This window comes from Sphingobacterium olei (assembly GCF_005048855.1).
GTDB lineage: Bacteria > Bacteroidota > Bacteroidia > Sphingobacteriales > Sphingobacteriaceae > Sphingobacterium > Sphingobacterium olei.
The window spans coordinates 400,260-416,472 of sequence record NZ_SUME01000003.1 but is presented as its reverse complement, the minus strand read 5'-3'; the positions used below and the strand labels follow the sequence as shown (position 1 = coordinate 416,472).

The window sequence follows — 16,213 nt, the reverse complement described above, 5'->3', positions numbered from 1 at the left end:
AAATAGGGATCAAATAACCTAATTCAAATAGTATAGCCATACATATAGCCCTATTTTTGTTACCAATAAAACAACTAAAAATGCTATCTTTAACAATCGAATATGAACAGTAAAATCACTACAGGCATTTGGTTTATCTTCTTTGGAGTTATTATTCTACTTCACAACTTTGGAGTAGTCAATTTCAATTTTTACGCCATTTTTAAATATTGGCCACTTATCATAGTAGCTATTGGGGCAAACCTAATTCTTCAGAACAGAAAGTTTGGAACACTTGTCACATCTATTATTAACGTCTCCATATGTATATTTCTAATGATCATTGGCTTGACTTCTTTAGAAAAGTTTTCTTTCAATAAATTTGGAAATATTAATATCGAAAATAAAAACGACACCCTCGGTTTAGAACAAGTCGTATCTCATCCTTTTACAAATGATATTCAAGAAGTCAAACTTGAAGTCAGTGCCGGTGCTACCTCCCTGTTTCTTGACAGCCTGCCTTCCGAAGAACTCATTAAAGCCTCAAGTCCTAATGGCAATATGGGTCTTAAACTTGAAGTGACAGATGAAGAAAAGCTGACAAAGATTGAACTTATCAATAAAATAAAAAAGGATAATTCCTCAGGGAATACCATCAACTTTGCATTGAACAGAAATCCGATTTGGAACATGGAATTTAACATAGGAGCATCCTCTTTCAAGGGGGATCTATCGAATTATAAATTGGCAAATCTATCCATTAATTCGGGTGCAGCGAGTATAGATCTAACACTAGGACAACCCCAATTAAGCGTTACCACCATTGAGATAAATACGGCTGCTTCTAGTTGTAAAATCAATCTGCCGAAAAACGCGGCGTGTATGATTGAAAATGACAGCTTTTTATCGGGCAAAAAATTCAAAGGCTTGGACATTAAAGAGGACAACATACATAAAACGCTAAATTTTGACACGGCACAGAACAAGTATATTATTAAAATTTCGGGTGCAGCCAATTCACTATCAATAAATAGGTTTTAAGTTATAAATGGCTAACTTTGTTTCTAATATGGAGACAACAAACACATTGATATTACCTGGAAGATATTGCAATTCTAAAAACATCTATTCTAGATATAAAACAAGAGAGGTTTCTATAGGCGATATTCCCATGGGTGGAGACAATCCTATCCGTATACAAAGTATGACCACGGTAGATACCATGAATACTATGGGGTCCGTAGAACAGATCATCAAGATGGTAGATGCAGGGTGCGAATATGTCCGCATCACTGCTCCAAGTATTAAAGAAGCCGAAAACCTTGCCAATATAAAAAATGAACTTCATCTCAGAGGCTATCATGTTCCGTTAGTAGCCGACATACACTTTACGCCCAATGCAGCAGAAGTCGCCGCAAGAATCGTAGAAAAAGTAAGAATAAATCCTGGGAACTATGCCGATAAAAAGAAATTTGATGAAATAGATTACACAGATGCTGCTTACCAAGCAGAATTGGATCGTATCTACAAAAAATTTGCTCCATTGGTACATATTTGTAAAGAATACGGCACAGCCATGCGTATAGGTACAAATCATGGTTCTCTTTCCGACCGCATCATGAGCAGATATGGAGACACTCCAGAAGGTATGGTAGAATCTGCCTTAGAATTTATACGCATCTGCGAAGATTTAAATTATTACAACCTTGTGGTATCCATGAAATCATCCAATCCGCAGGTAATGGTACAAGCGTACCGACTCCTTGTGGAAAAAATGGTTATAGAAAACATGAATTACCCACTCCATCTTGGGGTAACAGAAGCAGGCGATGGAGAGGATGGCCGTATAAAATCCGCTGTAGGGATTGGAACTTTGTTGGAGGATGGACTGGGAGATACCGTACGTGTTTCCCTAACAGAAGAACCCGAAAAAGAAGCTCCCGTAGCCATAGCTCTGGTAAATAGATATACCAAACGGGCAGAAGCGTTGAGCAAAAATGAACACACTCCTATTTTGAATATTTCTTCGTCCGATGAAACCAAAGCATATGTGTCTTCCGAAGTAAATACTTTTGTTGGAGGGTCATTAGTTCCACGTATTATTGTGGATATCTCAAAAGAAAACTTACAAGATCCTTTTGTCCTCCATGCAGTTGGTTATAAATATGATGCATTGTTGGATAAGTATCACATGGGAGAACAATCCGTAGATTTTGTTTATTTAGCTGATCAACTTCCGTCTTTTACAATGCCTGGTAACCTCAAGCAATTATACGATTATAAAACCTGGGGCAGCTTAAAATCAAGGAGCAATATTCATCCGATATATCGATTAGATGAATTTAATAGGGCAACCGAAAAAGATCCAGTACTGAATATTGTCTATATATCAAATGTACTCTTGGCATCTGACGAATTTGCTAACCTTCAAATTGACAAAACCGTCGTCTTCTTGTTAGAAACCGATCATCTTCATGGGATGGCCGATCAACGTAAATTTTTTGCCAACATACAGGAAATAGGATTAGATGTTCCCGTTATTATTAAGCGATCTTATCCTCCTGAGGAATTCAACGGTCCTTTTGGTGATCTCATGAATCCTGAAGAACCTGTCTCTAAAATCCAGGTATATGCGGCAACGGATCTCGGCGCACTTTTAATTGATGGTTTAGGCTCGGGTATATGGATTGACTCTCCTGCTACGCCATTAAGCAACTTAAGCTCCCTATCTTTCGGAATACTTCAAGCAACACGTTCGCGCATATCTAAAACGGAGTATATATCCTGTCCAAGCTGTGGACGTACATTATTTGACCTTCAAGAGACTACCCAAATGATCCGGAGCCGAACAAATCATTTGAAAGGTCTAAAAATCGGCATCATGGGATGCATCGTAAATGGCCCTGGAGAAATGGCAGATGCCGATTATGGATACGTAGGTGCCGGACCAGACAAAATAACGCTCTATAGAGGGAAGGAAGTCGTGAAAAGAAACGTGAGTTCAGCAAATGCATTGGACGAACTCATAGGGATCATAAAAAATGATGGTTTATGGATTGATGCAGAATAGAGCGAGCGCGCTCTAATGAACGCGCTCGATATAAATTAGGTATTTCAATCGATAAAATTATCGTATAGACATTCTTTTTACCACAGCCTCTCCGCCGACAACTACTCGAAGAAAATAAAAACCGGGGGTTATTTTGTCATTCGTATCAAAAGCAAAAGATTGATTTCCACTTTCCAAAGTAGAATTTGATAAATTCAAAATCTCATTTCCTAACGCATCCATCAATTTAATACTCACCGTACCTTGCTTAGATAGCTTAAAAGAAACGTTGATTTGCTGAGATACCGGATTATAAAACACTTTAACATTATTAATGTTCTTCTCGTTCTCTTCTTCATTTACCATTGAAGACATTTTATATGATGATGCCGAAGTACCAAAATAGGCATTAGCTCCACTCGCATATGCAGTAGTAACAGAGGTCAATAACAATGTATTGACAACTCCTAATTTTACTATTTTGTGGACACTAAATTTCATTTATAGTTTAGAACAATTGAGCTGACATTTGGTTTAATCAAAACTATGACTTTCAATCCAAAAATCCTAATACAAAGGTAGTTTATTGTCTACATAATTCTAAGATTTCTCAAAAAAATCACTTCTTTTAACAATTTTTAACAAGAATAAACGTTACCCAAATATTTCGTGTTAACTTCGCGTAGTTTTTTAAGCGATCTTTTTATACAACATTAAAATGGCAACAGACCATCAACATTCCATAAATCGCCTAAGCGCGGGCGGCTTATTAGTAGCGCTAGGCATTATTTTTGGAGATATAGGCACTTCACCTCTCTACGTTTTCAAAGCGATATTCAACAAAGGAACAATCGATAGTAACCTAGTCATTGGCAGTATCTCTTGTGTTTTTTGGACATTAACACTCCAAACAACAATTAAATATGTAATTATCACACTTAATGCCGATAATAAAGGAGAAGGTGGTATCCTGTCCCTCTATTCATTGGTAAAAAGAAAAGCAAAATGGTTGATCATTCCCGCTATCATCGGCGCCTCTACTCTACTCGCCGACGGTATGATCACACCGGCGATTACCATTTCTTCTGCCGTAGAGGGTTTAGCAATTCAAAACCCCGGCTTCCCAACTGTCCCCGTCGTGATAGCTATTATTTCTTTATTGTTTTTAATTCAGCGATTTGGCACATCCATCGTAGGCAGGATCTTTGGTCCCCTCATGTTTATTTGGTTTTCTACTATCGCTTTTCTTGGGTTTAGATATATTGACAACGCGCCACAGGTACTAAAAGCAATCAATCCTTATTATGCAATTGAAACATTAGTAAATTACCCAAACGCACTTTTTATAATTGGAGCTATATTTCTATGTACTACGGGTGCTGAGGCGCTGTATTCGGACATGGGACACTGCGGAAAGGCAAATATCCGTATCAGTTGGATTTTTGTAAAACTATCTCTGATCTTAAATTATTTCGGACAGGGAGCGTGGTTACTACTGCACGAGGGCGGTCAAATTGGCGACACTAATCCATTTTATGCAATTATGCCCGATTGGTTTGTAATTTATGGTGTCACCATAGCTACCATAGCTGCCATAATCGCCAGTCAGGCTATGATATCCGGATCATTTACACTCATTTCAGAAGCAGTAAAACTTAATATCTGGCCTAAAGTAGCCATCCGATACCCCTCAAATCAAAAAGGCCAGTTGTACGTACCCTCCATTAACCTGATTTTATTCGCAGGCTGTATGCTTATTATCTTTGTTTTCAGAGAGTCCAGCAACATGGAAGCTGCATATGGCCTAGCGATCAACTTGACTTTTATCACCACTACGATATTGATGTGTTTCTTTATGCTTCGAAAGCATATTAATAAAATCTGGATTATTCTATTTGCCCTCGTTTTCTTTAGTATTGAAATTACGTTTTTATTAGGTAACATGATCAAGTTAGAACATGGCGGATGGCTTACATTGCTGTTGGCTTCTTCTGTTTTCATTGTCATGTTCTGTTGGTACGGTGCCCGAAAAATTAAAAATCGATACGTGCGCTTCGTTGACATTAAACAGTATTATCCGTTAATAGCGGAACTAAGCGATGATATATCCGTTCCGACATTCGCATCTCAATTGGTGTACTTGACGAGTGCCAACAATAAAGAGGAAATAGAAGCAAAAGTGATGTACTCAATCATCAATAAAAAACCGAAACGTGCCGATGTCTATTGGATTGTGCACGTAGATGTAATGGATACACCTCATGCAAGAGATTATCTAGTTACTCAACTAATTCCAGGAAAATTGGTTAGAATTGACTTCAAATTAGGATTTAGAGAAGAGCAGCGCATTAGCCTTCTTTTTCGTAAAGTAGTAGAAGATATGGTAAATAAGGGTGAAATTGACATCACAAGTCATTGCAAGACCTTAAATAAATATAAAGTTACCGGCGACTTCAATTTTGTTGTCCTTGAAAAAATATTCAGCAAAACTTCGGAGCTCAGTTGGGGAAATAGAATTATCATGGAAATATATAAACTACTCAAACATTTCAGTCTGAGTGAAGAAAAAGGTTTTGGGCTGGATAGTAGCTTTGTTACGCTGGAACGCGTACCACTCAACATTCCCAACACAGATGATATCCAATTGAGAAGACTCAAATAAGGCAGGGGGATTTCCCCCTGCCTTATTCTTTCACACTATTGAGTTTTGAATGCCGATATCCGTACATAAAGTAGATGACCAATCCAATAACAAGCCAAATGATAAAGATCAACCAATTACTCGCACCGAGCTCACTCATCAAATATAGGTTGATTAATATTCCCATAACCGGCAAGAGAGAGAAATTGTTCTTAAAACTAAATATGCTCATTACAAACCAAGTTCCCCAGAATACGACTACGAGCGACTTGTGAAGTATCACTTGTTTTGTTCCCAATGTTCTCCATTCAGAAAGCCCGTCCTGACCATATAAATACAGCAATACGAGACCAACTATAAATCCAATCCCTACAACATATTTACCGTTAACATACGGCACCTTAAATTTTGACTTTTCAGAAAGCCCTGAATGATCCATATACAATACGCCTCCGCATACTAATATAAAAGCAAAGAAAGTTCCCACGCTTGTCAAATCAACGAAAAAGTCCATTTTCATAAATAAAGCGGGTACAGCGACGACAAAGCCGGTGACAATCGTCGCGTAGGAAGGTGTTTTATATTTCGGGTGTATTTTAGCGAATTTTTTGCTTAATAATCCATCTCTGCTCATTGTCATCCAAATACGCGGCTGCGCCAATTGAAAGACCAACAATGCAGATGTGATGGCAATGACGGATGTAACCGAAATAATCCCCGCCATTTGATCGAATCCCACGTAATGAAAAACATAGGCCAATGGATCTTTCACATTTAGTTCGGAATAATTAACCATCCCCGTTAGTACCAGCGTAATGGCAACATATAAAACAGCGCATATTACAAGACAGTAAATCATGGCCTTAGGTAGATCACGCTGTGGATTTTTACATTCTTCCGCTGTTGTCGAAATGGAATCAAAGCCAATGAAAGCAAAGAATACCGCCGCCACACCACTTAACACCCCTCCCAAGCCCTTTGGCGCAAAAGGCGTCCAGTTTTCTGGCTTCACAAAAAATAATCCCCCGAAAATAACAGCGAGAATGACACCTATTTTAATGACGACCATAATATTGCTGGCACGTCTGGATTCTTTAATTCCAATATAAACTAACCAGGTCACAAAAACCGTAATCAATCCGGCAGGCAGATCGAAAATTATAGGAAATCCCGCTATACGGGGAGCTGTTTCAAACGCCTGCAGGCCAATTTTATCAATGCCACTTAGGTTTTCTTCACCTACTTCCTGCATTTTGGCATAGGCTTCAGACGCATAGGCCGGTGCCATTGTCAGCCAACGAGGGATATGGATTCCAAACCCCTCACACATCGAAACAAAATATTGAGACCAGGAAATGGCGACTACCATGTTTGAAACCGCATATTCTAACACGAGTGCCCATCCAATTATCCACGCAAACAACTCTCCAAATGCCACATAAGCATATGTATACGCACTTCCTGAAACTGGCACAGTACTCGCAAACTGGGCATAAGATAACGCAGTGAAAACACAAGCAAATGCGACAAAAACAAAAAGCAAAGAAACAGCAGGTCCTCCATTATATGAAGCCAAACCAATGGTACTGAATATACCCGCACCAACAATAGCAGCAATCCCTAAAGACACCAAGTCTCTTACGCCTAAAATTTTTGCTAAACCCGAGCCGTGAGATTCCGAATCGGACAAGATTTGTTCCACGCTTTTCTTCCTGAAAAGTCTATTTGCCATAATAGATTAAAAGTTTGTTGACAACAAAAATGATAAAATATCATCAACTATTCTATTTTATCTTGAATTACTAAAAAGATTTCTTTGTAATTTTTCAAATAATTGACCTCATAATTTATCAAATGGTTGGTTAACTCCGCAACGTGCCGGTCACTTTCTTTAAAATCCCAGACTCGTCTACAAATATTGAAAAGGGCGTAGGAGATATTATTGATATCATCATATTGTACGATATATTTTGATGCGATAAAGCCATCATAGTAATCAAAAAAACGTTCAATATCTACCCCACCAAGTACCTTCAGAAAGTGTGTTAAAACAGAACGGTCGATTGCAATCAAATGCTCGTATAGTCTATTCACATTCAAAATACTATGCTTAATGAGTAAGTGATCTAACAAAAGCTCTAAACTGATATGAGCAAGAAAGGAAGCTCGGATCGGCAGATCCTGCACAGTGTATTCGATTTGCTTACGCAGGCTATGCGTATGCGTATAGAAAAAATCCGAACTATGAAATAATTTATCTACTGCTACGTGTCGGCTCCATCCTTCATATAATGCAATACCTTTCGGATGAAAGTGAAGTTGATCTTTATATTTATGAATTTGAAAAGAATAGCTTTTATCTGCATTTTTAAGTAAGTCGGGTAGTAATGCACCTAGGACTTTTTCAGCGTCCAAAGCAAACCGTTCAAAATAGAAATGAGATAAAAAATTCACTGAGCAAAGTATATATATTATTACGTATCGTAAGATACGGCTTAATCTCGTATATTTGCAATCTTAATAAAAAATTCTAAATCATTTCACATGAGTTTTGTAGAAGAATTACGTTGGAGAGGCATGCTTCAAGACATCATGCCCGGTACAGAAGAATTATTAAATAAAGAGAAAGTCGCAGGGTATATAGGTTTTGATCCGACAGGGGATTCATTACATGTCGGTCATTTAACGCAGATCATGACATTGATTCACTTCCAAAATGCGGGGCACAAACCTGTGGCATTAGTAGGTGGAGCAACCGGAATGATCGGAGATCCATCTTTTAAATCTGCAGAAAGAAATCTTCTGGACGAAGAGACCTTACAACACAATGTAAATTGTTTAAAGAACCAGCTGTCTAAATTTCTGGAATTTGGAGCAGGAGACAATGGCGCAAAAATGGTCAACAATTACGATTGGTTTAAAGATTTCAGTTTTTTAACGTTTATTCGTGATGTTGGTAAATTAATCACTGTCAATTACATGATGGCGAAAGATTCTGTAAAGAAACGTCTCGAAGGAGACAATGGTTTATCCTTCACGGAATTCACTTATCAATTGATCCAAGGATACGACTTTTATTATTTATGGAAACACCACAATTGTAAAGTACAGATGGGAGGATCCGATCAATGGGGTAATATTGTGACCGGTAGTGAAATAATCAGACGTCAAGATCAAGGAACAGCCTATGCCATTACTACACAACTGATAAAAAAAGCAGACGGACAAAAATTTGGCAAAACAGAATCTGGAGCAGTATGGTTAGATCCTAAAAAAACTTCTCCATTTAAATACTACCAATTCTGGTTAAATACATCAGATGATGACGCTAAAAACTGGATTAAAATCTTCACATTGAAGTCGAAAGAAGAGATTGATCATATCATAGCAGAACATGATGCAGCACCCCACACAAGAACAGTTCAAAAGGCGTTAGCTAAAGATATAACAATCCGTACGCATTCTGAAAAAGATTACGAAACAGCATTAAAAACTACTGATTTTTTATTTGGGAATGGTTCGTTAGAGTTTTTAGATCATTTAGATCATGAAGGCGTCTTGGAGGTGTTTGAAGGTGTTCCGCAATACACCGTAAATAAGGCTGATTTAGAAAAAGGGATCAATATCCTCGATTTATTAGCCAACAACACCCATGTGTTTCTTTCCAAAGGCGAGGCTCGTAAAATGCTACAGGGCGGAGGTGTCTCATTGAATAAAGAAAAGTTAGTTGATATCGAACAGATCGTTACCTCGTCAAACTTAATAAGTAGTAAATACCTAATCATTCAAAAAGGGAAAAAGAACTACTTCCTTATCATCGCTGAATAAAACATTAAAGGATGCCTAAGGGCATCCTTTAATGTTTTATAATTTTGGCATCGATGCCGCCTTCTCCAGCACTGTCTTTTTTATCCCCTTTTATTAACAAAGTATAGATTCCTTGGTTTTGCGGTTCAAAATCCAGTTCTATTTTTACCTCAGCATTTCCGTCCGTAATTTCAAAACTATATCTTTTATTAATAGCTATATTGATAAAAGACGACACATCTTTATACTTAACACTTTGAAAATTAACTTCCTTCTCAATTGAAGAAATCTTCAAAGATGATACATTTCCGCCCAGATGGACGACACGGAATTTTGCTTGGCCTTTAGCCGGCAACAATACGTTATCTTCCGATTGTAACAGCTTCAGGCCACCATCTCTATAGACAAACACACTATAGATCTTGTTCGATTGAAATGTCAGCTTCTCTTTATACGTCTCTTGTTTAGCCCCGAAATAACTGGTTAATGAAAGCTCAACCTCCCCAGCATACATATTTCTATACGGAATATGCTCTCCAAAAATTAACTTTTCAGACGTGTTATTCATTCGATTTTGATTCACAAACACATCCATGCCAACTGATCCCGGCACCGCATTTACAACAGCCACCGAAGACAAATTAACCACATTATCGTACATCTCATCTATATTCGCTTTGTTACAAGCAAACAAAGTCATAGATATGATACCCCACAAAAAAAACAATATCCTAGATACCATAAGTTTTAATTTTCTAAATGTAGGCGAGCTCATGAAATAATTATTTGCATATGAACAAAAAACGTTATAACCAGATTAATTGCTACAAGTTAATAGAAATACATTTTAACACGACACTTTTATAGCTATTTTTTTTAAGTTTGTATGGGGAAGATTATCACATTTTCATGGCATATAAAGGAAATACATTCAAAAATAGTAGCCAATCTAGAAATTCCAAAGAAAGTAAGGATTCTACTAAAATCACCTATAAAAAAAGAGACTCTTTTGTTAAATCATTTGATAATATCGATTTTTCAGAAGGTCAACGCAAAGTTTTAAAGATACTTGGCTTGCTGCTGTTGTTGACAGCTTTCGCATTTGCAGTATCTTTTGTTTCATACTTATTTACCTGGAAAGAAGACCAAAGTTATATCGCGACCAGCAATGGAGGCTGGAACACCTTACTCAGTACGCATGAAGAAATAACAGATGACACGATCGATGCAACCGTTGTACAAAATAAATTAGGCAAACTCGGCGCACTATTATCCAATCAATTTATATACGAATGGTTTGGAGTAGCTTCTTTCTTGTTTATATTGATGCTTTTTGTAGTAGGATATAAGTTGATATACCGCAAATCTGTACTTCCAATTTGGAAAACACTTCTGTATTCCTGTCTAGGCATTATTTACCTATCGATTACCTTAGGTTTTATTCAAGATTATATTGCAGAAACACCCCATATTCTGGAGGGGAAATTCGGTTATTGGAGCAATCAGTTGTTGAACGCACAGATCGGAAAATTTGGCGTTGCCGGATTATTGATCTTTGCCTATCTTACGATCCTGATATTAATTTATAATTTTGATCTTAAATTTTCGTTTCAAAAAGAAAAAGCCATCAAAAAGGTCTCTAAATACGGGGATGATGTAGAGGAGGACAGTGAATCTACTTCCTTTAGCGAAAACTTACACAAAACTACTCCCGTCGTGTCATCTTCCAATACAGCAATTACACCCAATGTAAGTTTTGAACACAATAGTTACGAAGAACAAGAAAAGCTGGATGAAGAAGAAATCACAAATAGCATACATTTCGACACCAAACCGTCGTTTGCCCAAAACAAAACTAAGAGTGCGGATACAGATCTCCAAGAGATCGAATTGTCTTTAGACACTCCTTTAGAAATTGAGACTCCAAATCAACCGGACGAACCTATTTTGAGTGTTACCGAAGTAAAAGAAGAAAAAGCGATAACAGCAAATGACCTTGTAGCCGAATTTGGAGAATATGACCCAAAACTTGATCTTTCAGGTTATCAACACCCGACTCTTGAATTGTTAAAAGAATATGGAAGCGGTAAAATAACGATCAACCAACACGAATTAGAAGCGAATAAAAATAAAATTGTAGATACATTACGAAACTACAATATCGAAATTGAACATATTAAAGCCACCATCGGTCCGACAGTGACATTATACGAAATAATCCCGAAACCAGGAGTTCGTATTTCAAAGATAAAAAATCTAGAAGACGATATCGCTTTGAGTTTGGCGGCATTAGGAATTCGTATTATTGCTCCTATGCCCGGAAAAGGAACGATTGGTATTGAAGTTCCTAATAGTAATCCCGAAATGGTATCCATGCGTTCGGTCTTAGCAACGGAAAAATTTCAAAAAACAGAGATGGATTTGCCTATTGCATTAGGCAAAACCATCTCTAATGAAGTTTACATCGCGGATTTGGCCAAGATGCCTCACTTGTTGGTAGCAGGAGCTACAGGCCAGGGAAAATCTGTTGGTATAAACGCAATTTTGACTTCGCTATTATATAAAAAGCATCCATCAGAACTAAAATTTGTATTGGTCGATCCCAAAAAAGTAGAGCTATCGCTTTTCAAAAAAATAGAACGCCATTTCTTGGCTAAACTGCCCGGAGAGGAGGATGCTATTATTACTGATACAAAAAAAGTAATCAATACGCTTAACTCTCTTTGCATAGAAATGGATCAGCGTTATGACCTACTCAAAAATGCTCAGGTACGAAATTTAAAAGAATATAACGTAAAATTTATCAACCGCAGATTAAACCCTGAGGAGGGTCATCGATTCTTACCTTTTATAGTTCTTATTGTTGATGAGTTTGCAGATTTGATGATGACAGCTGGAAAAGAAGTTGAGACGCCAATCGCGCGATTGGCGCAATTGGCACGCGCAGTAGGTATTCACTTGGTTATTGCGACACAACGTCCCTCCGTGAATATTATTACAGGTACGATCAAAGCCAATTTCCCAGCACGTTTGGCATTTCGTGTATTGTCTAAAGTAGATTCACGAACGATCTTGGATTCGGGAGGAGCCGATCAGCTTATTGGACGTGGAGATATGTTATTATCAACCGGATCTGATTTAATCCGTATCCAATGTGCTTTTGTGGATACACCCGAAGTTGAAGGAATATCAGATTTTATTGGAAACCAACGGGGATATCCTTCCGCATTCATGCTTCCGGAATATGTCGATGAATCCGGAGAAGGAAGTGGGTCAATGGATTTCGATCTATCCGATAGAGATCAGCTTTTTGAAGAAGCTGCTCGTCTTATCGTTATGCATCAACAAGGCTCTACGTCCTTAATTCAGCGTAAGCTGAAGTTGGGATACAATAGAGCAGGACGTATCATTGATCAATTGGAGTCTGCTGGAATTGTAGGCCCATTTGAAGGAAGTAAAGCCAGAGAAGTGCTTTATCCAGATGAATATTCCTTGGAGCAATATTTAGAAACATTAAGAAATCAAAATTAGATGATGAAGAGATATATTTTAGTCCTATTATTTGCCTGTGCTACTCTTTCTACGAGTGCCCAGTCGGATGCTGGCGCAAAAAAGATGTTGGATGCAGTAGCAAAAAAGTATGACAGTTATTCAACTGCACAGGCCGATTTTGGTTTTCTAGCCACAGACACTGACAACAAATCCTATTCAGATCAAGGCACATTATACCTAAATAAGGGTAAAAATCAATATCAGATTAAACTTCAAAACCAACAACTTATCTCGGATGGTCATTCTGTATGGACAGTCTTGAGAGAAGAAAAAGAAATTCAAATAACCGACGCAGAAAACAGTACAGATGCTATCGGCCCGAATAATCTCTTTACTTTTTACAGAACAGGCTTTAAATACATAGGGATGTCTGACGAGACCGTAGGGTCAAATACATTATCCGTAATTGAAATGGCTCCCTTGGATGCAAAAAAGAACTATTTCAAAATTAAGGTGCGTATAAATAAAAACAAACATATTCATGATGTCAGTATTTATGACAAATCGGGTTCTAAATACACATATACGATCCAGAAACTGTATGTCAATCATCAAATTCCAAGTTCACGATTCGTATTTAACAAGAAGGATCATCCGGGTTTCGAAGTCGTAGACTTGAGGTAATTAATCGAATTAACTTAGATGTATTTTTGTATCTTTAAGAAATTAGACTTTGAAGGATGAGTAAGGTAACACTTAAGGAAATGGCTAAAGTTTTGAACATGTCTGTATCTACAGTCTCCAAAGCTTTAAACGATAGCCATGAAATAAGCGATGCTACAAAGGAAATTGTGAAGAAATTTGCAAAGGAACGTAATTACCAACCAAATCCTTTGGCCAAATACTTGAAACTGGGCAGATCTAATAGTATTGGTGTCATACTGCCCTCTATCGGCAATCCCTTTCACAGTCAGATTATTGAGAGTCTGCACAACTATGCTAGCTTACATAATTTCAACTTGATCATTATGCAGAGTAAGGATTCCGAAGAAATAGAGACAAAGGCAATACAGACACTTTTAAATCAAGGAATAGACGGCATTATCATTTCTCCCGCTCATGAGACATCCAACATAGCATTATTAAAAAAAATTCATGAGAGCACTTGCCCTGTTATTATATTTGATCGAATCAATTACGACCTCGATACTTACAAGATAGGCGTTAATAATTTCCAGAGTGGGCTTGATGCTACTGCGGAATTAATCAAGGTAGGACGAAGAAGGATTATCATCCTTTGTGGCAAAAATATAGGTGTTACAAAGGAACGACTTGCAGGCTACGAAGAGGCGCTCAAAAAAAATGACATTGAATTAATTCAGGAGTATATCGTTTACTGTAATTACAACAATAGTTTCGAAGATTTTGACAATGATCTGAAAGAAAAAATAGCTGTTTTAATGAAGGATTCATCCATTGCACCAAATGCTATTTTCGGCACTACCGATACCTTGACTACTCGTGTATTGGGAATATTGGCAGATCTAAAAATTCAAGTACCTAATGAATTGGCAGTAATAGGATTCGCAAATACAGAGATAGCGAATAGTCTTAACCCCGCGTTATCGACGATCAGACAACCTACAGCAGAAATCGCCGCTCTATCGGTTGAAATGCTTATTAAACTCATAACTAACAAAAAAAATCGAAGTCAAATAGATTTTCAAGAATTTAAACTTGATTCATCTATTCAACTTCGAAAGTCAACAGATGTAGATTCTTAAACCTACATCTCGACTAATTTCATTTTAGGCACTAAAGCTTTCATTACGGTCCACGCTATCAGATAGGCAACTCCGCAAATCGAGAATATAATAAAATATCCGGCTTCTTCACCCTGGAACCCCATAAACTGCATATTAGTACGCCCCGCAAAATCAAAAAGTACACCTGAAGACTTATTGATTATAAAAGCTCCGATTCCTCCGGCTAGTCCGCCAATCCCGGTTACGGTAGCAATTGCTTTCTTAGGGAACATGTCACCCACGGTAGAGAAAATATTCGCAGACCACGCTTGATGCGCCGCCCCCCCTATACCAATTAAGACCACCGGAAACCAGTAGCTCAAATATCCTAAAGGCTGAGCCAACATCACCACGAGCGGAAGAAATGCAAAAATTAGCATGGCTTTCATACGCCCAGCATACGGATTCATTCCCAATTTATCTACGAAATAGCTTGGTAACCAACCACCAATGATAGACAATAGTGTAATTGCATAAAGTACAAAAACTGCAAGCTGACCTTCAAAATCAGAAGATTTGATATCATATACAGAGCTCAAATAAGCTGGCATCCAAAACAAGAAAAACCACCACACGCCATCTGTCATAAATTTACCAAAAGCGAAAGCCCATGTCTGTTTATATTTCAAACACGATAAAATCGAGACCTTCTCCATTTTCTTTCTGGCATTTAAATCCGCATTTTCTTCTAACGTATTGTCTTGTTGAATATAATTTAGCTCCGTCTCATTTACTTTAGGATTACCTTCTGGTTTATCATACATGAAAACCCAGAAACCCATCCACACAAAACCCAATGCACCAATTATAATAAAGGACATTTCCCATCCCCATAATTTCGCAATCAGTGGGATACTCAAAGGGGCAACTAAAGCACCTACCGTCGCTCCAGCATTGAATATGCTCGTAGCGTATGCTCTATCCTTTTTAGGAAAATATTCCGCTGTAGCTTTAATAGCGGCAGGAAAGTTACCGGCCTCACCAATTGCAAGAATTAAACGTGCAAAAATAAACAGAACCACACTCACATTGATTACTCGACCAACATCATGTACCCGGCCAATAGCCTCTTTTGCTCCCTCAAATCCTACAAACCACTCTCCTGCAACAATACCCGACGTTGCAATTCCACAAAAAGCATGTAGAACAGCTCCTATCGACCATATACCAATCGCCCATAAGAATCCCTTCTTTGTATCCATCCAATCGACGAATCGACCAGCAAAAAGCATACTCACAGCATAAAAAATAGAAAACAAAGCGGTGATATTACCATAATCATTATTTGTCCAATGAAATTCTGGAGCGATAAAATCTTTCCAGGTTAAGGATAATACTTGTCGATCTAAATAGTTAATCGTAGTGGCAAAAAAAAGTAAGGCGCAAATTGACCACCTGTACTTGCTCATTGAATTAGACTTCATAAAGTTTATATAACAA

The 16,213-nt window shown here is 37.7% G+C and carries 12 protein-coding genes; 7 read left to right on the top strand and 5 right to left on the bottom strand.

The features are described 5' to 3' along the window. Positions 1-102 precede the first annotated feature (102 nt). Together FAZ15_RS09025 and ispG are read left to right on the top strand one after the other, a co-directional pair. On the top strand, positions 103-1,020 hold the full coding sequence (locus FAZ15_RS09025) for a LiaI-LiaF-like domain-containing protein (protein ID WP_136900981.1): 918 nt from the start codon (positions 103-105) through the stop codon (positions 1,018-1,020). A gap of 28 nt (positions 1,021-1,048) precedes the next feature. Continuing rightward, positions 1,049-3,049 carry a (E)-4-hydroxy-3-methylbut-2-enyl-diphosphate synthase gene (ispG, locus tag FAZ15_RS09020; RefSeq protein ID WP_202912354.1) on the top strand — a complete coding sequence of 667 codons (2,001 nt, stop codon included), beginning with the start codon at positions 1,049-1,051 and terminating at the stop codon, positions 3,047-3,049. A 57-nt stretch (positions 3,050-3,106) separates the two neighbouring features. Here the strand turns inward: ispG and FAZ15_RS09015 are convergent, their stop codons facing one another. After that, positions 3,107-3,529, bottom strand: a complete 423-nt coding sequence (locus FAZ15_RS09015; RefSeq protein ID WP_136900979.1) for a T9SS type A sorting domain-containing protein — start codon at positions 3,527-3,529, stop codon at positions 3,107-3,109. Between the two features lie 217 nt (positions 3,530-3,746). On the opposite strand from FAZ15_RS09015, the gene FAZ15_RS09010 reads away from it, so the two are divergent. Continuing rightward, complete coding sequence (locus tag FAZ15_RS09010; protein WP_136900978.1) at positions 3,747-5,690, top strand: KUP/HAK/KT family potassium transporter; 1,944 nt, start codon at positions 3,747-3,749, stop codon at positions 5,688-5,690. A gap of 22 nt (positions 5,691-5,712) precedes the next feature. Here FAZ15_RS09010 and FAZ15_RS09005 read toward each other — a convergent pair whose 3' ends face one another. Both FAZ15_RS09005 and FAZ15_RS09000 read right to left on the bottom strand, forming a co-directional pair. Then, the gene (locus FAZ15_RS09005; protein ID WP_136900977.1) at positions 5,713-7,401 is read right to left on the bottom strand and encodes an amino acid permease; all 1,689 of its coding nucleotides are present in this window, start codon (positions 7,399-7,401) and stop codon (positions 5,713-5,715) included. Between the two features lie 47 nt (positions 7,402-7,448). After that, the gene (locus FAZ15_RS09000) at positions 7,449-8,123 is read right to left on the bottom strand and encodes an ACP phosphodiesterase (protein ID WP_136900976.1); all 675 of its coding nucleotides are present in this window, start codon (positions 8,121-8,123) and stop codon (positions 7,449-7,451) included. Positions 8,124-8,213: 90 nt separating this feature from the next. Here FAZ15_RS09000 and tyrS point away from each other — a divergent pair, with 90 nt between their 5' ends. Next, on the top strand, positions 8,214-9,497 hold the full coding sequence (gene tyrS, locus FAZ15_RS08995; protein WP_136900975.1) for a tyrosine--tRNA ligase: 1,284 nt from the start codon (positions 8,214-8,216) through the stop codon (positions 9,495-9,497). 28 nt (positions 9,498-9,525) lie between these two features. On the opposite strand, the gene FAZ15_RS08990 is transcribed toward tyrS, so the two are convergent. Continuing rightward, positions 9,526-10,176, bottom strand: coding sequence for a DUF4397 domain-containing protein (locus tag FAZ15_RS08990; protein WP_162304908.1), 651 nt, complete (start codon positions 10,174-10,176; stop codon positions 9,526-9,528). A 209-nt stretch (positions 10,177-10,385) separates the two neighbouring features. Between FAZ15_RS08990 and FAZ15_RS08985 the strand changes: the two genes are divergently transcribed. Genes FAZ15_RS08985 through FAZ15_RS08975 form a run of 3 tightly spaced genes read left to right on the top strand, consistent with a single transcriptional unit; the run spans position 10,386 to position 14,752 of the window. Then, positions 10,386-13,007 (top strand): FtsK/SpoIIIE family DNA translocase, encoded by a 2,622-nt coding sequence (locus tag FAZ15_RS08985; protein ID WP_136900973.1) that lies wholly within the window; start codon positions 10,386-10,388, stop codon positions 13,005-13,007. After that, positions 13,008-13,652 carry a LolA family protein gene (locus FAZ15_RS08980; RefSeq protein ID WP_136900972.1) on the top strand — a complete coding sequence of 215 codons (645 nt, stop codon included), beginning with the start codon at positions 13,008-13,010 and terminating at the stop codon, positions 13,650-13,652. Positions 13,653-13,708: 56 nt separating this feature from the next. Then, positions 13,709-14,752 (top strand): LacI family DNA-binding transcriptional regulator, encoded by a 1,044-nt coding sequence (locus tag FAZ15_RS08975; protein WP_136900971.1) that lies wholly within the window; start codon positions 13,709-13,711, stop codon positions 14,750-14,752. Positions 14,753-14,754: 2 nt separating this feature from the next. Here FAZ15_RS08975 and FAZ15_RS08970 read toward each other — a convergent pair whose 3' ends face one another. Then, a complete protein-coding gene (locus FAZ15_RS08970) occupies positions 14,755-16,197 on the bottom strand; it encodes an MFS transporter (RefSeq protein WP_136900970.1) in 1,443 nt (480 codons plus the stop codon). Positions 16,198-16,213 lie beyond the last annotated feature (16 nt).